General features: G+C 60.3%; 18 protein-coding genes and 1 pseudogene. 14 read left to right on the plus strand and 5 right to left on the minus strand.

What is annotated here, in order from left to right:
* The first annotated feature begins 208 nt into the window (after positions 1–208).
* The 10 genes from PSH76_RS11270 (at position 209) to PSH76_RS11315 (ending at position 11,345) form a co-directional block, all read left to right on the plus strand.
* A complete protein-coding gene (locus PSH76_RS11270) occupies positions 209–1,303 on the plus strand; it encodes an ABC transporter ATP-binding protein (protein WP_003192018.1) in 1,095 nt (364 codons plus the stop codon).
* Positions 1,303–2,400, plus strand: coding sequence for an ABC transporter ATP-binding protein (locus tag PSH76_RS11275; RefSeq protein ID WP_305494087.1), 1,098 nt, complete (start codon positions 1,303–1,305; stop codon positions 2,398–2,400). Before PSH76_RS11270 ends, PSH76_RS11275 begins: the two co-directional genes overlap by 1 nt.
* A complete protein-coding gene (locus tag PSH76_RS11280; RefSeq protein ID WP_005789024.1) occupies positions 2,397–3,263 on the plus strand; it encodes a carbohydrate ABC transporter permease in 867 nt (288 codons plus the stop codon). The genes PSH76_RS11275 and PSH76_RS11280 overlap by 4 nt, the downstream gene beginning before the upstream one ends.
* Positions 3,264–3,273: 10 nt before the next feature.
* Positions 3,274–4,074 (plus strand): carbohydrate ABC transporter permease, encoded by an 801-nt coding sequence (locus PSH76_RS11285; RefSeq protein WP_003232361.1) that lies wholly within the window; start codon positions 3,274–3,276, stop codon positions 4,072–4,074.
* A gap of 11 nt (positions 4,075–4,085) precedes the next feature.
* On the plus strand, positions 4,086–4,358 hold the full coding sequence (locus tag PSH76_RS11290) for a DUF2160 domain-containing protein (RefSeq protein ID WP_014718862.1): 273 nt from the start codon (positions 4,086–4,088) through the stop codon (positions 4,356–4,358).
* Between the two features lie 162 nt (positions 4,359–4,520).
* On the plus strand, positions 4,521–6,263 hold the full coding sequence (locus PSH76_RS11295) for an ABC transporter substrate-binding protein (RefSeq protein ID WP_003192009.1): 1,743 nt from the start codon (positions 4,521–4,523) through the stop codon (positions 6,261–6,263).
* Positions 6,264–6,556: 293 nt separating this feature from the next.
* Positions 6,557–7,936, plus strand: a complete 1,380-nt coding sequence (locus PSH76_RS11300) for an iron-containing redox enzyme family protein (RefSeq protein WP_305494088.1) — start codon at positions 6,557–6,559, stop codon at positions 7,934–7,936.
* Positions 7,937–7,947: 11 nt separating this feature from the next.
* Entirely contained in the window at positions 7,948–8,892 is a 945-nt protein-coding gene (locus PSH76_RS11305; protein ID WP_305494089.1) for a class I SAM-dependent methyltransferase, read from the plus strand.
* Positions 8,893–8,898: 6 nt separating this feature from the next.
* Positions 8,899–10,017 (plus strand): carboxylate-amine ligase, encoded by a 1,119-nt coding sequence (locus PSH76_RS11310; RefSeq protein ID WP_138761690.1) that lies wholly within the window; start codon positions 8,899–8,901, stop codon positions 10,015–10,017.
* Between the two features lie 83 nt (positions 10,018–10,100).
* Positions 10,101–11,345, plus strand: coding sequence for a zinc-dependent alcohol dehydrogenase (locus PSH76_RS11315; protein ID WP_305494090.1), 1,245 nt, complete (start codon positions 10,101–10,103; stop codon positions 11,343–11,345).
* A gap of 525 nt (positions 11,346–11,870) precedes the next feature.
* Here PSH76_RS11315 and PSH76_RS11320 read toward each other — a convergent pair.
* The 3 genes and pseudogenes from PSH76_RS11320 to PSH76_RS11330 all read right to left on the minus strand — a co-directional run bounded on the left by PSH76_RS11320 (position 11,871) and on the right by PSH76_RS11330 (position 14,661).
* A pseudogene (locus tag PSH76_RS11320) lies at positions 11,871–12,850 on the minus strand (IS5-like element IS1384 family transposase).
* A gap of 496 nt (positions 12,851–13,346) precedes the next feature.
* A complete protein-coding gene (locus PSH76_RS11325; protein ID WP_305494091.1) occupies positions 13,347–13,778 on the minus strand; it encodes a hypothetical protein in 432 nt (143 codons plus the stop codon).
* A 94-nt stretch (positions 13,779–13,872) separates the two neighbouring features.
* A complete protein-coding gene (locus PSH76_RS11330; protein WP_032896737.1) occupies positions 13,873–14,661 on the minus strand; it encodes a helix-turn-helix domain-containing protein in 789 nt (262 codons plus the stop codon).
* An 85-nt stretch (positions 14,662–14,746) separates the two neighbouring features.
* Between PSH76_RS11330 and PSH76_RS11335 the strand changes: the two genes are divergently transcribed.
* From PSH76_RS11335 to PSH76_RS11350, 4 genes are all read left to right on the plus strand, one after another.
* Positions 14,747–15,745, plus strand: a complete 999-nt coding sequence (locus PSH76_RS11335; protein WP_098951063.1) for a bile acid:sodium symporter family protein — start codon at positions 14,747–14,749, stop codon at positions 15,743–15,745.
* An 87-nt stretch (positions 15,746–15,832) separates the two neighbouring features.
* On the plus strand, positions 15,833–16,195 hold the full coding sequence (locus tag PSH76_RS11340) for a type 1 fimbrial protein (protein ID WP_032896739.1): 363 nt from the start codon (positions 15,833–15,835) through the stop codon (positions 16,193–16,195).
* Between the two features lie 112 nt (positions 16,196–16,307).
* Positions 16,308–17,495: a sugar transporter gene (locus tag PSH76_RS11345; protein WP_032896740.1), complete on the plus strand. Its 1,188-nt coding sequence runs from the start codon at positions 16,308–16,310 to the stop codon at positions 17,493–17,495.
* Positions 17,496–17,517: 22 nt separating this feature from the next.
* Positions 17,518–18,078: a hypothetical protein gene (locus tag PSH76_RS11350; protein ID WP_032896741.1), complete on the plus strand. Its 561-nt coding sequence runs from the start codon at positions 17,518–17,520 to the stop codon at positions 18,076–18,078.
* Between the two features lie 64 nt (positions 18,079–18,142).
* Here the strand turns inward: PSH76_RS11350 and PSH76_RS11355 are convergent, their stop codons facing one another.
* Positions 18,143–18,400: a hypothetical protein gene (locus tag PSH76_RS11355; RefSeq protein WP_032897892.1), complete on the minus strand. Its 258-nt coding sequence runs from the start codon at positions 18,398–18,400 to the stop codon at positions 18,143–18,145.
* A 365-nt stretch (positions 18,401–18,765) separates the two neighbouring features.
* A complete protein-coding gene (locus PSH76_RS11360) occupies positions 18,766–19,965 on the minus strand; it encodes an NAD(P)/FAD-dependent oxidoreductase (protein ID WP_138761584.1) in 1,200 nt (399 codons plus the stop codon).
* Positions 19,966–20,034 lie beyond the last annotated feature (69 nt).

Below are 20,034 nucleotides of genomic sequence, written 5' to 3' on the forward strand. Positions count from 1 at the left end.
CTCCCACATTTACCCCGTGTTGGTTATGAGAGTGTTGTTCACAACTGTTCATTGTCAACCCCGGCAGTGTTCAGTTGTTCAGCCGGATTGTTCACTCCTGAACATCATGGTTCACCCATTTCCTTACACATCAAGCGCTTGCGGTTTTGGCACGAAACTCGCTCTGACAACGGACCAGATTCATTCCAATAATAAAAAAGGTCGTGTCATGTCATTGACCCTGGAACATGTCTCCCGCGTTGTCGACGGCCAAACCTGGATCGACGACGCCAACCTGCGGTTCGAAGCCGGTTCTTTCAACGTCCTGCTCGGTCGCACCCTGTCCGGCAAGACCAGCCTGATGCGCCTGATGGCCGGACTGGACAAGCCCGACAGCGGCCGCATCCTGATGAACGGCGTGGATGTCACGCAAAAGCCGGTACGCCTGCGCAATGTGTCGATGGTCTACCAGCAGTTCATCAACTACCCGACCATGACCGTGTTCGAGAACATCGCCTCGCCGTTGCGCCAGGCCGGTGTGTCCAATGAGGTGATCCAGAGCAAGGTGCTGGAAACCGCCAAGATGCTGCGCATCGAGAAATTCCTGCAGCGCCACCCCCTGGAATTGTCCGGTGGTCAGCAGCAACGCACCGCCATGGCCCGCGCCCTGGTGAAAGATGCCGAACTGATCCTGTTCGATGAACCGCTGGTCAACCTGGACTACAAACTGCGCGAAGAGCTGCGCCAGGAAATGCGCGAACTGTTCAAGGCGCGCCACACCATCGCCATCTATGCCACCACCGAGCCCAACGAAGCCCTGGCCTTGGGTGGCACCACCACCATTCTTCACGAGGGGCGAGTGATACAGAGCGGCAAGGCCGCCGAGGTCTACCACCAGCCGCAAACCGTGCTCGCCGCTGAGCTGTTCTCCGAGCCGCCGATCAACCTGATGCCAGGGCGCATCAGCGGTAACGAAGTGAGCTTCGCCAATTTCGTGCATTTCCCACTCAATGTTGACCTGCGGCCCATCGGCGAAGGCGATTTCCGCTTTGGCGTGCGCCCCAGCCATATCAGCCTGGTGCCCAGCAACGATGATGACCTGGAGCTGGCGGTGACCGTGGAAGTCGCCGAAATCAGCGGCTCGGAAACCTTCCTGCATGTGCGCAGTGAGCACTTCTTGCTGGTGCTGCACCTGCCGGGGGTGCATGAGTACGATGTCGACGCGCCGATCCGCGTGTATATCCCCACCCATAAACTGTTTGTGTTCGATGGTCAGGGCCGCTTGGTCCAGGCCCCCGGGCGCCGTGTCGCGAGGGTTGCCTGATGGCCGAGATCCATTTACGCAACCTGGCCCATAGCTACAGCCCTACGCCCACAGGGCCAGAAGACTACGCCATTCGGGAAATGAACCATGTGTGGGAGCAGGGCGGTGCCTACGCCTTGCTCGGGCCGTCAGGCTGCGGCAAGTCCACGCTGCTCAATATCATTTCCGGGCTGCTCAGCCCGTCCGAAGGCCAGGTGCTGTTCGATACCCAAGTGGTCAACGAGCTCACCCCGGAGAAACGCAATATCGCCCAGGTGTTCCAGTTTCCGGTGGTGTACGACACCATGACGGTGTTCGACAACCTGGCGTTCCCGCTGCGCAACCAGGGCATGGCCGAAGCGAAAATCCACAGCAAGGTGCAGGAGATCGCCGAAGTCCTCGACCTGCAAAACCTGCTGAGCAAAAAAGCCCGCAACCTCACCGCCGACGAAAAACAGAAAGTCTCCATGGGCCGTGGCCTGGTGCGCGATGACGTGTCGGCCATTCTGTTCGATGAGCCGCTGACGGTGATCGACCCGCACCTGAAGTGGAAACTGCGGCGCAAGCTCAAGCAGATCCATGAGCAGTTCAATATCACCATGGTCTATGTCACCCACGATCAACTGGAAGCCTCCACCTTCGCCGACAAGATCGCGGTGATGTATGGCGGGCAGATCGTGCAGTTCGGTACGCCGCGTGAATTGTTCGAGCGGCCCAGCCACACCTTTGTCGGTTATTTCATCGGTAGCCCTGGGATGAATCTGATCGAGGTGCAGGCCAAGGCTGGCGGTGTAGGGTTCGCCAATACGCTGTTGCCACTGTCCGAAGCGTTGCAGCAACGTCTCAACGCCACCGACTACAAAAAGCTCCAGGTTGGTATCCGCCCGGAGTTTATCCACGTGTGGGACGAGTACAACCCTGACGCCCTGCAAGCCGACGTCGTCCATGTGGAAGATCTTGGCACCTACAAGATCATGACCCTCAACCTCGACGGCGCCACACTCAAGGTGCGTTTGGCCGAGGACAAACCGGTGCCGGAAGGCAAGGCTTCCATCAGCTTCCCCGCGCAATGGCTGATGCTCTACGCCGACGATTACCTGCTGGAGGTGACGCCATGAACAAGGTGCAGAACAACAAGGCCTGGTGGCTGGTATTGCCGGTGTTCCTGCTGGTGGCGTTCAGTGCGGTGATCCCGATGATGACCGTGGTCAACTATTCGGTGCAGGACATTTTCGACCAGTCCAGCCGCTATTTTGTCGGGGCCGACTGGTACAAGCAGGTGCTGCTCGACCCGCGCCTGCACGATTCGTTGCTGCGCCAGTTCATCTACTCGGCCTGCGTGCTATTGATCGAGATCCCGTTGGGCATCGCCATCGCCCTGACCATGCCCACCAAGGGCCGCTGGTCCTCGCTGGTGCTGATCATCCTCGCCATTCCGTTGCTGATTCCGTGGAACGTGGTCGGCACCATCTGGCAGATTTTTGGCCGTGCCGACATCGGCCTGCTGGGCTCGACCCTCAACGCCATGGGCATCAGCTACAACTACGCTGCCAACACCATGGACGCCTGGGTCACCGTGCTGGTCATGGATGTGTGGCACTGGACCTCATTGGTGGCGCTGCTGTGCTACTCCGGCTTGCGCGCGATTCCGGACGTGTACTACCAGGCTGCGCGGATTGATCGTGCATCGGCCTGGGCGGTGTTCCGACATATCCAGTTGCCGAAGATGAAAAGCGTGCTGCTGATCGCGGTGATGCTGCGCTTCATGGACAGCTTCATGATCTACACCGAACCCTTCGTGCTGACTGGCGGCGGACCGGGTAACGCCACCACCTTCCTGAGTCAGACGCTTACCCAGATGGCCGTCGGCCAATTCGACCTGGGCCCGGCGGCGGCGTTTTCCCTGGTGTACTTCCTGATCATCCTGTTGGTGTCCTGGCTGTTCTACACCGCCATGACCCATTCCGACGCCAACCGCTGAGGCCGCCAACATGAGCAAGCGCAAGCTGATTCCGTTACTGATCTACATCCTATTCCTGCTGGTGCCGATTTACTGGCTGCTGAACATGTCCTTCAAGAGCAACACCGAAATCCTCGGCGGCCTGACCCTGTTTCCGCAGGATTTCACCCTGGCCAACTACAAGGTGATCTTCACCGACCCGAGCTGGTACACCGGCTACCTCAACTCGCTGTACTACGTGAGCCTGAATACGGTGATTTCGCTCAGCGTGGCGCTACCGGCAGCCTATGCGTTCTCGCGCTATCGTTTTCTGGGTGACAAGCACCTGTTCTTCTGGCTGCTCACCAACCGTATGGCGCCGCCGGCAGTGTTCCTGCTGCCGTTTTTCCAGCTGTATTCATCCATTGGCCTGTTCGATACGCACATCGCCGTGGCCTTGGCCCATTGCCTGTTCAACGTGCCGTTGGCGGTATGGATCCTGGAAGGCTTCATGTCCGGTGTACCCAAGGAAATCGACGAAACCGCCTACATCGACGGCTATAGTTTTCCTAAGTTTTTCGTGAAGATTTTTATCCCGCTGATTGGCTCCGGTATCGGCGTTACGGCGTTTTTCTGCTTTATGTTTTCCTGGGTCGAGCTGCTGCTGGCGCGCACGCTCACCTCGGTCAACGCCAAGCCCATCGCAGCGGTGATGACCCGCACGGTGTCGGCCTCCGGCATTGATTGGGGCGTGCTGGCAGCGGCGGGGGTGTTGACCATCCTGCCGGGCATGCTGGTGATCTGGTTTGTTCGCAACCACGTGGCCAAGGGCTTTGCCCTGGGCCGGGTCTAGAGGAGTCGATGATGGAATGGATGGCCTGGACCACCCCCACAGCGCTGTTCTTTGGCGGTATTGCCCTGATTCTGGCGGGCATGACCACTTGGGAATTGCGTTCGCCGAGTATCCCCCGGCGCGGGTTGCTGCCGATCAGCACCACCCGTGGCGATCGCTTGTTTATCGGTCTGCTCGGCAGCGCCTACCTGCATTTGCTGGTCATTGGCGTTACCGACTGGAGCATCTGGGTGGCGTCCGCGCTCTCCCTGGTATGGCTGTTGAGTGTGATGCGTTGGGGCTAGCTGTGCACACCTCTGTAGGAGCGAGCTTGCTCGCGAAAATCGTCAACGATAACGCAGTGCTCCTGGTAGCCCGCGGTGTCTTTGCGTTCTTCGCGAGCAAGCTCGCTCCTACAAGGGAGGTGGTTGCCGATAGCCCCGTTTGAAATTAACCTGGAGGTCTCTATGTTGAATAAAAACAATAAGCTGCGACATAGCATTTCATTGGCTGCCGTACTGGCCCTCAGTGGTTTGAGCGCTTCGGCCTGGGCCGATGCGTATGAAGATGCCGCAAAAAAATGGATCGGCAGCGAGTTCAAACCCTCGACCCTTACCGAAGCCCAACAGCTGGAGGAGTTGAAGTGGTTTATCAAGGCGTCGGAGCCGTTCCGTGGGATGAAGATCAACGTGGTGTCGGAAACCCTCACCACCCACGAGTACGAGTCCAAGGTGCTGGCCAAGGCCTTCAGTGAAATCACCGGCATCAAGCTGACCCACGACCTGCTGCAGGAAGGCGACGTGGTGGAGAAGCTGCAAACCCAGATGCAGTCCGACAAGAACATCTATGACGGCTGGGTCAACGATTCCGACTTGATCGGTACGCACTTTCGCTACGGCAAGACCGAATCCATCACCGACCTGATGGCCAACGAAGGCAAGGATTTCACCTCGCCCACCCTGGACCTCAAAGACTTTATCGGCCTGTCGTTCACCACCGCGCCGGACGGCAAGATCTACCAGTTGCCCGACCAGCAGTTCGCCAACCTCTACTGGTTCCGCGCCGACTGGTTCGAGCGGCCGGAGCTGAAGGCCAAGTTCAAGGAGAAATACGGCTACGACCTGGGTGTGCCGGTGAATTGGTCCGCGTATGAAGACATCGCCAAGTTCTTCAGCGAAGACGTCAAGGAAATCGACGGCAAGCGCATTTATGGGCACATGGACTACGGCAAGAAAGACCCGTCCCTGGGCTGGCGTTTCACCGATGCCTGGTTCTCCATGGCCGGCGGCGGCGACAAGGGCTTGCCCAACGGCTTGCCGGTGGACGAGTGGGGCATTCGTGTGGAGGACTGCCACCCGGTGGGCTCCAGCGTCACCCGTGGCGGCGACACCAACGGCCCGGCAGCCGTATTCGCCACGCAGAAATACGTGGACTGGATGAAAGCCTACGCGCCACCGGAAGCGGCGGGCATGACTTTCTCCGAATCCGGCCCGGTGCCGTCCCAGGGCAACATTGCTCAGCAGATCTTCTGGTACACCGCGTTTACCGCCGACATGGTCAAGCCGGGCTTACCGGTGGTGAATGCCGACGGTACGCCGAAATGGCGCATGGCGCCGTCCCCAGTCGGACCGTATTGGGAAAAAGGCATGAAGAAGGGCTATCAGGACGTAGGCTCCTGGACCTTCCTCAAGTCCACACCCGAGAAGCAGAAACTCGCAGCCTGGCTCTACGCGCAGTTCGTGACCTCCAAAACCGTATCGCTGAAAAAGACCATCGTTGGCCTGACTCCGATTCGTGAGTCCGATATCAACTCCCAGGCCATGACCGACATGGCGCCCAAACTTGGGGGGCTGGTGGAGTTCTACCGCAGCCCGGCGCGCACTGAGTGGTCCCCGACGGGCACCAACGTGCCGGACTACCCACGCCTGGCGCAACTGTGGTGGAGCAATATCGCCGCAGCGGCCAGCGGCGAGAAGACCCCGCAACAGGCGCTGGACAACCTGGCCAAGGAGCAGGACGCGATCATGACGCGCCTGGAACGCTCCAAGGTGCAACCGGTGTGCGGCCCGAAAATGAACCCCGAGCGTGACGCACAATACTGGTTCGACCAGCCGGGCGCGCCGAAGCCGAAACTGGCCAACGAGAAGCCCAAGGGCGAAACCGTGAACTACAACGACCTGCTCAAGCAGTGGGAGGCTGCACGTAAGTAATAGCGCCATTTCCACCTCTGTAGGAGCGAGCTTGCTCGCGAAAAACGTCAACGATAACGCGTGTTTCCTGAATAAACGCGGCGTCTGTGAGTTCTTCGCGAGCAAGCTCGCTCCTACAGATATTTTGGTTTTGTGAGCCCTTACAAACGACCGCTTATCCCTCCCCACCCAACCCCGTTTGAATTTTCTGCACCCCCCGAGGTTCTGCATTTTAGAAGCGCGCGATTGTGAGCGCTCTTGCGGGGCCACCTTGTGGGAGGCCCGTTGTAACGGACTTTGCGGAAACTGCCATCATGACACTCCTTACAGCGCTGTCAGGCCAGCCGGCCTCTCTCACCGACTCGGCCCAGGGCCGCCATCAACGGGTGTACCAACAACTGCACGGCGAAACCCAAGACGCCGCTGAATTGGCGCGTGAATACCTGCAGGATCAATTGGCCCTGGTAGACGCCACCGATTGCGACTTGCCAGAGGCGCCCGAACAGCTGCTGGCCTGGGTCGAGCAGCGCTGCGCCGAGGTGGCCCAGGCCTATGCCGACTATCTGGAACAGCGCCGAAACGGTGGGCCGCGGCGGTATTTCCAGAACAAGGCCCATGCGTTGTATTTCCTGCAGTGCGTGGCGCCGACCAAACAGGTCGACGGTGCCTGGCTCTACGGCTTGCTGCGCTATTGGCAAGACCAGCGCTTTGACGGCCTGCTCACCACTTACCTGGAAGAATTGGGCGACGGTGAAGCCGCGCAGAACCATGTGGTGATCTACCGCAAGTTGCTCAGCGAACACGATGCCGACAGCGAAGCCGGCCTTGAGGATGACCATTACCTGCAAGGCGCGCTGCAACTGGCGCTGGGCATGTGCGCTGACGAGTTCCTGCCGGAAGTCATTGGCTTCAACCTGGGTTACGAACAGCTGCCACTGCACCTATTGATCAGCGCCTATGAACTCAGTGAGTTGGGCATCGATCCTTATTACTTCACGCTGCATGTCACCATCGACAACGCCAGCAGTGGCCATGCCTGCAAGGCCGCACAGTCGGTGCTGAACCTGTTGCCGCTGGGTGAGGGCAGGGCAGACTTCTATCGCCGGGTGGCCGCAGGCTACCGTCTGAATGATCTGGGCCTGGGTACCACGTCTATCATCAAACACTTCAACTTGCAGGACGAGGTGGTGGCGATGCTTGAGCGCAAGCGCGCCTTCGGCCAGCACATGCATTCGGACTATTGCCGCTTCGAAGGCCAGACCGTCAACCAATGGCTGGCCCAGCCTGGGCAGATCGGCGCGTTTCTCAAGGCCCTCGAAGACAAGGGCTGGATCCAGCACAACCAGGACCCTGCCAATAGCCGCTTCTGGCAATTGATCGAGGGCGCTGGCGCTGCGATGTTCGGGGTGTTCAGCGGTTATGAAAAACAACTGATCCATGACTGGATTGCGGGTGAATGGGTGGCCAGCGAACGTGTGCCGCCGGTGCGGCCGGGACGCGGCAGCCGGTTTTCCCGTGAGCAGCATCGACCAGCGGACCCGGATACCCAGGCCCTGGCGGAGTCGTTGTGCAACTTGCCCGATGTGCAACAGCTCAATGCGCTGATCCCATGGCTGTCGGCACGCCGTCATTGCACGCCTGCCGGGCTGTATGCCACTCGCCGTTTTATCCAACTGCGTGCGCGCCTGCGCTAAGGAATGTGCCTATGTCTGCGCAACAACTGGCTGATCGTGCCTTGTTGAATTTGGGCCGCGGGTTGAAGGAGGGCGGTTATCGCTTTATCACGCCAACACCCTTGACCCATGAGCGTGTCTATCGGCGGCTGGCGACGCCCCTGGCAATGACGCTGCGCGATGTGTTCGGGTGGTCTATGCCGTTCGATCAAGGCCTGTTGCCCGAGGCCTTGCGTGAGGAGTTGCAGCAAGCGGATGTGATCGAAAAACATGGCGCGCTATGGCGCAGCACGGTGCGCTGGTCGAGTCTCGACGGTCTGTTGTTCGCTCATTCGCCTTATCCCACCGACCAAGCGGACGCGGTGTTTTTCGGCCCCGACAGCTACCGTTTTGCCCAGGTGATCGAAGCCTACCTGCAGCAGCGTTTCGAGCCGCTCAAACGCGCCGTGGACATCGGCTGTGGCGCCGGTGTCGGCGCGCTGGTGATTGCCAAAGCCCGGCATGACGCCCAGGTGCTGGCGGTGGATATCAACCCCCGTGCCCTGCGCATGACGGCAGTGAATGCCGAACTCGCCGAGCTGAATAACCTCAGCGTTTACCACAGTGACGTGCTGGCCAGTGTGGAGGGCGAATTCGACCTGATTGTCGCCAACCCGCCATACATGAAAGATGACCGCCAGCGCGCCTATCGCCATGGTGGTGGCGCCCTGGGGGAGCAGTTGTCGCTGCGCATCGTCAGTGAGTCCATCGGGCGGCTGGCCCTGGGCGGGAGCCTGCTGCTGTATACCGGGGTGGCGATGGTGGCCGGCAGCGACCCTTTCCTGGAGGCGGTCAAGCCACTGTTGGGCAGCGACGCCTACGGCTGGACCTACCGCGAACTGGACCCGGACGTTTTTGGTGAGGAACTGGAAAAGCCAGGCTATGAGCAGGTGGAGCGCATCGCCGTGGTCGCGCTGACTGTCACCCGATTGCGCTGAATGCCGATGCTCACCTTTGGTATTGAAGAGGAATACTTCATCACCGACCTGCACAGCCGTCAGATGGTCGGCGAGCCGTCTGCGGCGGTGCTGGCGGCCTGCCGCGAAGCGATTGGCGCGGGCTTCTCCTTTGAGATGTTCCAAGGTCAGATCGAGGCGGCCTCGCCGGTGTTTACCTCCAGCGCCGAAGCGGCGGATTATTTCTCGACTGTGCGCGGCAACCTGGCGCAATCCCTGGCTGAGTTCGGTCTCGGTGTGGTGTGCGCCGGCAGCCACCCGCTGGCCGATTGGCGTGGGCAACGGCCGACCGATCAGGCGCATTTCCGGCAACTGTTCGACGATATTCAATACGTAGCGCGGCGCAGTGTGTTGTGCGGGCTGCATGTGCATGTGCAGGTGCCGCAGGCGTTGGACCGCATCGCGGTGATGAACCAGGTGTCGCCGTGGTTGCCGTTGTTGCTGCTGCTCAGTTGCTCGTCGCCTTTCTGGGACGGCGCGCCCAGCGGCTTTATGAGCTACCGCCAGGCCGCGTGCGACGAGTGGCCCCGCATGGGCGTGCCGGAGCACTTTAGCGACTGGGCCGAGTACCTGCGCTACCTGGCCCTGTTGCAGCGCATTGGCGCGATCAAGGCCGATGGCAATGGCTGGTGGGGCATCCGCCCCGCGGCGCGTTACCCCACCCTGGAACTGCGCATGACCGACGCCTGCCCACGGCTGACGGACGCCTTGGCCCTCGCCACGCTGTTTCGGGTGATGGTCACCCACGCCTGCGCGATGCAGCGCCCTGGCGCCAGGTTCAATACCGAAGCGAGCTGGCTGCTCAAGGAGAATCGCTGGCAGGCCAAGCGGTATGGGACTGCTGGCACCTTTGCGTTGGACGACACCGGCACCCTGGGCAGCGCTGAGCAATGGCTGCAATACGCCCGACAGACCTTTGCCGCCACCGCAGAGGCCATCGGCGAGCCGCTGTTGTTCGATACCTTGGATGCCTTGCTGCAACGCGGCAACAGCGCGACCGAACAGTTGCGTTGGCACGCCCAGGCCCAGGCCAGCGGCGCCGAGGCGCTTGGTAGCTTGCGCCAGGTAGTCGACCTGCTGTTGGCCCAGACGCGCGGCGACCATTGATCGGGTGTCGCTCTACGTCGAAGGAACACTGAGGGGCTGCTCTGTCCTTAATTAGTAACCCCTCAACGGCAGGAGCGCAGAGCATGCGAGCGATGACTTACCAGGGCGCACACAAGGTGCAGGTGGATACCGTGCCCGATCCGATCATTGAACAACCCGACGACATTATTCTGCGGGTCACCGCCACCGCGATCTGTGGCTCGGACCTGCACCTGTATCGCGGCAAGATCCCGACCGTGGAGCACGGCGATATCTTCGGCCATGAGTTCATGGGCATCGTCGAAGAAACCGGCCCGGCCGTCACCGCTGTGCAAGCTGGCGACCGTGTGGTGATTCCGTTCGTGATTGCCTGTGGCGATTGCTTTTTCTGCCAGCTCCAGCAATTTGCTGCCTGCGAAACCACCAACGATGGGCGCGGTGCGATACTGAATAAAAAAGCCATTCCACCGGGGGCCGCGCTGTTCGGCTACAGCCGTCTGTATGGCGGCATTCCCGGCGGCCAGGCGGAGTGGGTGCGGGTGCCCAAGGCCAACACCGGGCCGTTCAAGGTGTCTGGCACTTTGGCGGATGAGAAGGTGCTGTTCCTTTCCGATATCCTGCCTACCGCTTGGCAGGCAGTGACCAATGCGGGCATTGGCAAAGGGTCCAGCGTGGCGATTTATGGCGCCGGGCCGGTGGGCCTGCTCAGTGCGGCGTGCGCGCAGATGCTGGGCGCCGAGCAGATCTTCATGGTCGACGACCATCCGTACCGTTTGGCCTATGCGCAGAAAATGTACGGTGTGATCCCGATCAATTTCGAAGAAGACGAGGACCCAGCTGACACCATCATCCGCCAGACCGCCGGCATGCGCGGCGTCGATGGCGTGGTGGACGCGGTGGGTTTCGAGGCCAAGGGCAGCACCACGGAAACTCTGCTTACGGCCCTCAAGATCGAGGGCAGCAGCGGCAAGGCCCTGCGCCAGTGCATCGCCGCTGTACGCCGCGGTGGCGTGGTCAGCGTCGCAGGGGTGTATGCCGGGTTTATCCATGGCTTTATGTTTGGCGATGCTTTCGACAAGGGCCTGACCTTCAAGATGGGCCAGACCCATGTGCAGCGGTTCTTACCGGAGTTGTTGGAGCATATCGAGCTGGGGCATCTGCACCCGGAGGCGATCATCACTCACAGGCTGCCCTTGGAGCAGGCGGCGCGGGGGTATGAGCTGTTTGATAAAGCCGAGGAGGAATGCCGCAAGGTGATCCTGCTGCCGGGTGGGAACGAGCGGCCGCTGACCGAACCGCTGGACGAACTGACGCCTGAGTTGCGCGTACAAGGCGTTCCTGGTTTCTAGGCCAATACCCGGGAAAATATGGGAGCTTGCCTGCGATAGCGGTGGTTCAGTTGAATATTCAGTGACTGACACGCCGCCTTCGCGGGCAAGCCCGCTCCCACAGGAGATCTGTGCCAGGCGCTGATTCTGTGGGCAATACCTGACCAATGTGGGAGCTGGCTTGCCTGCGATGGCGGCCTGACAGCCGGCGCCAATCTACCTGACACCCAGCAATCAAACTGTGGGAGCTGGCTTGCCTGCGATGGCGGCCTGACAGCCGGCGCCAATCTACCTGACACCCAGCAATCAAACTGTGGGAGCTGGCTTGCCTGCGAAGACGGCCTGACAGCCAACACAGTTGGATTGTGTACATATCCATTCCTGCGGTAACGGCCACCTAGGGATGGTCTGAAGTAGCCATGTATTTCCCCGGCATACCACCTAGCGCAACTTTTAAACTCGCCAAATGATCAAAAAACAATCAATTCGACGAGTATTTCTTACGTTTTCGCCACCCGGACCCCACTCCGGTGGCCATTTCCCGCATTACAGGCGCACCTCTCCTGCATTCGTCAGTAAATGTCGGCGCGCCATCCACAGGTTCGACAGAGCGAACAGTGTCACCAGTTGCGCCGTGTTTTTGGCCAAGCCGCGAAAGCGCACCTTGGTGTAACCGAACTGGCGCTTGATTACCCGGAACGGATGCTCGACCTTGGCGCGCACCTGAGCCTTGGCCTTTTCAATCTTGCGCTTGGCTTTGTACAGCACGCTGCGCTTATCGAGTTTTTTGTAGGTGCTGCGGCGTGCCGCCACCTGCCAGATAACTTCACGTCCTTCATGCTCGGGCCGCTTTTCGACACCGGTGTAGCCTGCATCGGCGCAGACCACGTTTTCGTCGCCATGCAGCAATTTGTCCACCTGGGTGACATCCGCCACATTGGCCGCCGTGCCCACTACGCTGTGCACCAGACCCGATTCGTCATCGGCGCCGATGTGGGCCTTCATGCCAAAATAATACTGGTTTCCCTTCTTGGTCTGGTGCATTTCCGGGTCGCGCTTGCCGTCCTTGTCTTGGTCGAACTGGGCGCATTGATCAGCGTTGCATCGACGATGGTGCCCTGGCGCAGCGACAGGCCGCGGTCGCCCAGATAGCCATTGATGACAGCGAGGATGCCGGCCGCCAGCTCGTGTTTCTCCAGCAAGCGGCGGAAGTTGAGAATGGTGGTTTCGTCGGGGATGCGCTCCAGGTTCAGCCCGGCAAACTGGCGCAGGATCGTGGTTTCGTACAGCGCTTCCTCCATCGCTGGATCGCTGTAGCCGAACCAGTTCTGCAGCAGATGCACACGCAGCATCGCCATCAACGGGTAGGCCGGACGGCCACCTTCACCTTTCGGATAATGTGGCTCGATCAAAGCAATCAAGCCCTTCCACGGCACCACCCGATCCATCTCGATCAGGAACAACTCCTTGCGGGTTTGCTTGCGCTTGCCAGCGTACTCGGCGTCGGCGAAGGTCATCTGCTTCATCGGGAAACTCGGTGGGTGGGGTCGCGGTATTTTGCCAAATCAGAAAGTCTTTTTCAGAGTTTCCCTAGGGTTCCGCCCTGACGGCGGCTCACTTTTGAACAGCGCAAAAGTAAGCAAAACGCTCTTGCCCCACCACTCGGCACCTCGCTTAGGCTCGGTGTGCCCGTAATCCGCCAGTGATTTGGGGGGCCGCCGCCACGCGCCATCCATGGCGCGGGGCGGCTAAACCGGCATCCCTGCCGGTTTACCCCCCAAATCCCTGTCGAATTACGGCCAGCGTGGTTTGACGGGGCGCCTAAGATCAAAAGCAAGATCAAGAGCGGCTCGCTTCGCATCGTGGTTACCGACTGCGCCTACAGCCCGTAGAGTTTTATGTTGCGATGGCGGTGTGGCAGTCACTGCATCTGTTACTGCGCTACCGCTATCGCAGGCAAGCCAGCTCCCACATTGGATCTTCTTTGCTTCGAAAGTTGTGTTCCCCTGACCTTAGCCTGTGTCAGGCCATGGCCTGCGGCTGGATGCGCAGTTCGCCGTCCACATCCTTGACCAGCCCACTGGCCACAAACAACGGCGCCAGGCGTTTGTGCAACTGCGGCTCGACGAATTCCTTCACCGTATCCAGCGCCAACACACCACTGAGCGGCAGCTCGGCCTTGGTGTACGACAACCAGGCCTTTTTCAACGCCATCAGTACATCACTGCCCGCCGTCGAAGCGAAGCGGCGGTGCACGGGCTTACCCTCGAAGGTGAAGGTGTGTTGGAACCCATAGCCGCTTTCATCACCACCGCTGGCCGTGCAGCGCACGCAGGTGCAAGGGCCGTCGCCGAAGGCGCTGCGCAGGTAGGCGTTGAAGTCCACCACGGGCTTGAGTGACAGGCGCTTATCAACCTCGAACAGGTCCCCGGTCATTTTTTCGTCAGTGTTCAACGTCCATTTCCTCGCAGTCGGTTGCTGTGTTTCAAAGCGCGGCACAATACCAGCCGAGCGTGGGTTTGGGGATTATTTGCATCGTGGGAAAGGGTCAGCGGAAGAATTCACCGGGGGTGGAGTCAAACTGCTGACGAAACGCATTGATAAAGGCTGAGGTCGATTCATAGCCACAGCCCAATGCCACATCCGTCACCCGCTCGCCTTGTTCCAGGGCGGGCAGGGCGCTTAACAGGCGCAGGCGCTGGCGCCACGCGCGGAACGTCAGCCCGGTGTCACTCAGGAACACCCGACTGAGGGTTTTTTCGCTGACTCCCAGCTTGCGGCTCCACTCGCCCAACGTGGTCTGTTGCTCGGGGTGCAGGTTCAGGCTGCGGTAGATCTGCCGCAGCCGCGGGTCGTGAGGCAGCGGCAACATCAAATCCACCTGGGGCGCGGCGGCGAGTTGATCGAGCAGTACCTGGGCCAGGCGTCCGTCTGGCCCGTCCTCGGTATATTCGACCGGCAGTTGGCTGAAGTTGCGGATCAACTCGCGCAACAAACTGCTCACCTCCAGCACTTGGCAACGCTCGGCGGCCCAGGCGGTGACGCTGCAATCGAGGTACAAGCTGCGCATTTCCGTATGGGGCGAACTGAACACCCGATGGGGCATGCCGGCCGGGATCCACACCGCGCGCTGGGGTGGTGCGACGAAACGTCCGACGCTGGTCTGGATCTCCAATACCCCGGAAATCGCGTAGGACAACTGCACCCATGGGTGGCTGTGGCGTCGCGTCAGCGCCCGATTGGGCAAGGATTCAGTGCGTCCGTACACCGGCCTAGGCAGGCTGGAAAGCCCAGGGACACTGCGGCGAACGGCTTTTTCATGTCCTTTAGGCGGCATTTACTGGCTCATTGGCGTTAGTCGGTAACAGGTGGTTACGTTAGAGTCGTCGCGACGCTCTTGGCAACCCCTGGAAGAATTGCTTATGACCCGGCCCCGGTTTCTGCCCGACAACTTCACCCTCACCCTGATCGCCACCGTGATCCTCGCCTCACTGCTGCCCGCCAGCGGCCAGACTGCCGTGGCGTTCGGCTGGGTCACCAACCTGGCCATCGCGCTGCTGTTTTTCCTGCATGGCGCCAAGCTGTCGCGCAAAGCCATCGTCGCCGGTGCCGGCCACTGGCGCCTGCATTTGCTGGTGTTCAGCCTGACCTTCGTGCTGTTCCCGCTGCTGGGCCTGGCGCTCAAGCCGCTGCTGTCGCCGTTGATCGGCAACGAGCTGTACATGGGCATGCTCTACCTCTGCGCCTTGCCGGCCACCGTGCAATCGGCGATTGCCTTTACGTCCCTGGCCCGCGGCAATATCCCTGCGGCTATCTGCAGCGCGGCGGCGTCCAGCCTGTTCGGTATCTTCCTGACGCCGCTGCTGGTAGCGCTGCTGCTCAACGTGCACGGAGATGGCGGCTCCACAGTGGATGCGATTGTCAAAATCAGCGTGCAGTTGTTGTTGCCGTTCATTGCCGGGCAGATCGCCAGCCGCTGGATCGGTGGCTGGGTCGGACGTAACAAAGCCTGGCTCAAATTCGTCGATCAAGGTTCGATTCTGCTGGTGGTCTACGGGGCTTTCAGCGAGGCGGTCAACGAAGGTATCTGGCACCAGATCCCGCTGTGGGAATTGGGCGGGTTGGTGGTGGCCTGCTGCGTGTTGCTGGCACTGGTGCTGGTGGCATCCACGGTGCTGGGCAAGGCGTTTGGCTTTAATCAGGAGGACCGCATCACCATCTTGTTCTGTGGTTCGAAGAAAAGCCTGGCAACCGGCGTGCCGATGGCACAGGTGCTGTTTGCCGGGGCGAGCATGGGCGTGTTGATTTTGCCGTTGATGCTGTTTCACCAGATCCAGTTGATGGTCTGCGCGGCGTTGGCCCAACGCTATGCCCAGCGGCCGGAGAGCATTCCTGAGTTGATGGGGCAGGTGGATCCGTGACGCACCTCTCATTCGCGGGTAAATAAGCTCAAGTTAACCGGCGTGCCGACGACTTACTTCTTAACTAACCCAAGAAGGAGTGTCGGCATGAACGTTCATCGTGTAGCGGTAATGACTGGCCTTCTGGGGCTGTGGGCAAGTACCTGCGGCGCCGCACAAACCGTGGGGCAGGGCACCATCAGGTTCAGCGGCGCCATTGTCGAGTCAGGGTGTGCGACAAATGCGCGCAGCGGTTCGGTGATGGAACTGCGCGGCTGTGCCCAATCCACTCGTGGTAGCCGCATCGAGGTGCGCAGTGTCGCGCCGGTGGTCAGTGTCGACGCACCCCATGTGCGGCTGGTGGCGGACAGCGGCGAGGGGCGCTATTACGATCAGCGTTACGTGTTGGTAGACCGCGCCGGCAAGCTCATCCAGTCAGGCAACTACATCATTACCATGACTTCGCCGTAGGCCTTCGGGCGACGATCCGCAGCAACAGCGGTGCGAGAAACCTATAGAATGCTCGGCGGCGGCGCTTGTCCTGGGTGGCCGCTTGATCATCGTCAGAGTACCGCGCCCGTCAATGAGCCTTTCAGCCGCAACCCCCCAAGCCAACTGGCAACCGGTCATCGCCCTCGCGCTGGCCGCGTTTGTGTTCAATACCACCGAATTCGTCCCCGTCGGGCTGCTCAGCGCCATCGGCGCCAGCTTTGACATGCCCGTGGCCAGCGTCGGCCTGATGCTCACCATTTATGCGTGGATCGTGTCGCTGACCTCGCTGCCAGTGATGCTGCTGACCCGCAACGTCGAACGGCGCAAATTGCTGATCGTGCTGTTCGGTCTGTTTATCGCCAGCCATATCCTCTCCAGCGTCGCCACCAGTTTCGGCTTGCTGATGGTCAGTCGGGTCGGCATCGCCCTGGCCCATGCGTTGTTCTGGTCGATCACGGCTTCCCTGGCTGTACGCCTGGCGCCAGAGGGCAAGCAGGTGCAGGCCCTTGGCTTGCTGGCCACCGGCACATCCCTGGCGATGGTGCTGGGCATTCCCTTGGGCCGCCTGTTGGGCGAGGCCATGGGTTGGCGCACTACCTTTTTGGTGATCGCCGCGTTCGCCGCCGCGCTGGTGTTCTGGCTGGCGCGCACCTTGCCGCTGCTGCCCAGCCAGAACTCCGGCTCCCTGCGCAGCCTGCCGCTGTTGTTCAAGCGTCCGGCGCTGGTGGCGCTCTACGTGCTGACGGCGATGACCGTCACTGCCCAATTCACCGCCTACAGCTACATCGAACCCTTCGTCGAAGGCGTCGCCGGCCTGGGCGGCAGTGCTGTGACCCTGATCCTGCTGGTGTTCGGTGGTGCTGGCATCATCGGCTCGTTGCTGTTCAGCCTGGTGCATCGCTTCAACCCCCACCTGTTTGTGATCGGCGCGGTGTCTATCCTGGCCGCGTGCCTGGCGCTGATGCTGCCGTTGAGCGGCGCCGAGTCTTACCTGGTGGGGCTGAGCATTTTCTGGGGCATGGCGATCATGGGCTTTGGCCTGGCCATGCAGTCCAAGGTGCTGGTGCTGGCACCGGACGCCACCGATGTGGCCATGGCGATGTTTTCCGGGATCTACAACATCGGCATCGGCGGTGGCGCGTTGATGGGCAGTTGGGTGGGCAGCCACTTCGGCTTCGCCTGGATCGGCGCGGCGGGCGGTTTGCTGGCGGGGATGGCGTTGGTGGGGTATTGCCTGGCGATTCGGCGGTTTGGGCAGGGTGTGCCGCTTAACAAATGAATTTCACAGGGATTGGTGATTGATGAAGTACTTGATCGTTGCATGTGTTCTGTTAGGGCTCAGTGGTTGCGTTACCAACCAGTTGCACTTCGCGGCGTACTCGACGGAGGCCGAGTTGGCGGCAATCAAAAGTAGTGTTGTACAGGCCGACATCGTGCAAGTGACTGGCGCTGAAAAGTGTACGCGCTGCAAGGAGTCGAGCAAGCTTGTTTGGCATGCTGCTAATTACAATGTCGGCCTTTACGAGGGGTTCGCCAACGTTCCTGTTGATGACTGGACCGAGTTCACCAAACGTGCGGTGGGCGTTTCTCCCTCTTCGGCACTCAAAACCAGCGTCGAGATCGACAGAGTCTTCGTCAAGACTTGGAACTCTCCTGACTATTACGCCTGTGAGGTTAGCCTGACGGTGGATATCGCCGGCACGAAATATGCCGGGCATTCCCGGCTCAAGTTGAAGCAGGCGGGGCAAAGCTTGATAGGTGACAAGCTTGCTGCCCTTAACGCGCAGGTATTGGATACTGTAGGCCTGACAGTTAAAGCAGCCTATATGAATGCTTTGGCCAACTATCACAAGGTACGCTGAATAAATGCGGCTTTGCTGATTTGCTGAGTTTATAGAGGGCGACCGTAAGGTCGCCTGTTTTCGGTTACGACATCCTTGCCCTTAGCCTACGCCCGATCACATCCAGTAAATCGCAGCCGTCCCGCAATGGAATACTCAACAGCAACGCGAAGTCCTGCAGCACTACGGTATCGCTGCTGATTTCATCGCGAAGTGCCAGGTTTTCCAGAACTTGAGTGACTGCCCGAATACGAAAAACTGCTGCGTCATGCAAAGCATCAAGCGGCGCCTGAGTATCGATTAGCAGTGTAGGTATGGTGCAATCGGGGCCCGTTATGGGCATATACCGATCAGATGAGGTCATGGTTCTTGCTCCTATATCTAAGTGAGCCGTCACCTTCTGCCGCCAAGCAGAATTAGGGTGGCGGATTACGCAAGGTTGGCGGACCGGGGATATAGGACCCGGCACTTCCGAAGAAGTCCCTGCGCAACCCGCCATTGCACGAAATCACGGGCGCAAAAAAAGCGCCTGCAATCGTGTTGGGGGCGCCGTTGCGCCTATATCTGGTCGGACCGCCAAGTCCAATCGCAGCACTTGCTGCGAGTTGAAAGAGTAGCCTGCGCGATGCTCCATCGCAACCGGGAAGTGGATGACATCAAAAAATTGGATCGTTCACATCCTGTCATTGTAGTGAGCAACGCGAAGTTCTACGCCACCGGGATCAACGGATCCGCCGCCGCCAACGCCACCTTTCTATCCGCCGCCGGTGGGTAGATCCACACGCTATTGATCTGCTGTTTGAGGTCCTTGGCTTCCTGGCCCACCAGCTTAAGCTGACGGTCCCAGCCTTCGGTGTACACCGCGCCCCAGGCGCCGAGGTCGAGGCAGGTCACGTATTTGGGTTGGCTGTAGGCCATGGGGGCTACGCCGATCAGATCGGCGGCGACGTTGTTGCCGGCGTAGCGGCCCAAGGCGATGGCGTGCTGGCAGGACATGGCAGCGAAGTTGCCCAGCTCGTCTGTGGCGGCGTAGGCCACGTCGCCGGCGGCAAAGATGGCGGCCTGGCCCTTGACCTTGAGGGTGGCGTCCACGTGCAGGCGGCCCTGGGGATCGCGGGTGGCACTCACCTGTTCGGTCAGCGGGTTGGCACGAAAGCCGATGGTCCAGATCACGGTGCTTGATTCAATCCGCTGCCCATCCGCCAGGGTCACGCCACCGGCGTCCACCGAGGCGACCGAGGTGTTCAGTACCCATTCAATCCCCAGCTCGCGGCTGGCTTCGATGATCGAGGGGCGTATGCCATCGCCCATCGACGCGGCAATCTGTGGCCCGCGGTCTACCACGATCACACGGATGTTGGCCGTTTCACCCAGCGCCTCCCGCAGGCGCGCCGGCATTTCGGTGGCGGTCTCGATACCGGTAAAGCCGCCGCCGGCCACCACCACGGTATTGCGGGCCGGGCTGTCGGGCAGATTTTTGAGGGCCTTGATATGGGCCTCAAGGCGCGCGGCGTCTTCGATCTGATCCACATCGAACACATGCGCGATGCCGTCCATGTCTGGGCGGTTCAAGCGGCTGCCGGCAGCCACTACCAGGCGGTCGTAGGCGAGGGTGGCCGGGATGCCGGCCGCGTTGCGATAGGTCACTTGCTTATTAGGGGTGTCGATGCTGTCGGCGGCGCCTTGCACAAAGGTCACGCCCACAGCGTCGAACAGCGCATCAAGCGGGGCCAGCATGGTATGTACATCGGGCTCGTAGAACCGCGGGCGGATACGCAGCTCCGCTTGGGGTGCGAGCAGGCTGATGCGCACATCGTTGCGGTCGTGTTTATCCAGTAGCCGAGCCGCGCTCAAGGCGCTCCACACGCCACCGAACCCGGCGCCAATGATCAGAATATGTTGTTTCATGGGGTTGCTCCAGAGACCAGATAAGCCGCAAGGCATTGCCGGATCACTGTAAAAGCAGCAGGGCCTGTC

It is taken from the genome of Pseudomonas sp. FP215 (assembly GCF_030687795.1).
Lineage (GTDB): Bacteria > Pseudomonadota > Gammaproteobacteria > Pseudomonadales > Pseudomonadaceae > Aquipseudomonas > Aquipseudomonas salmasensis.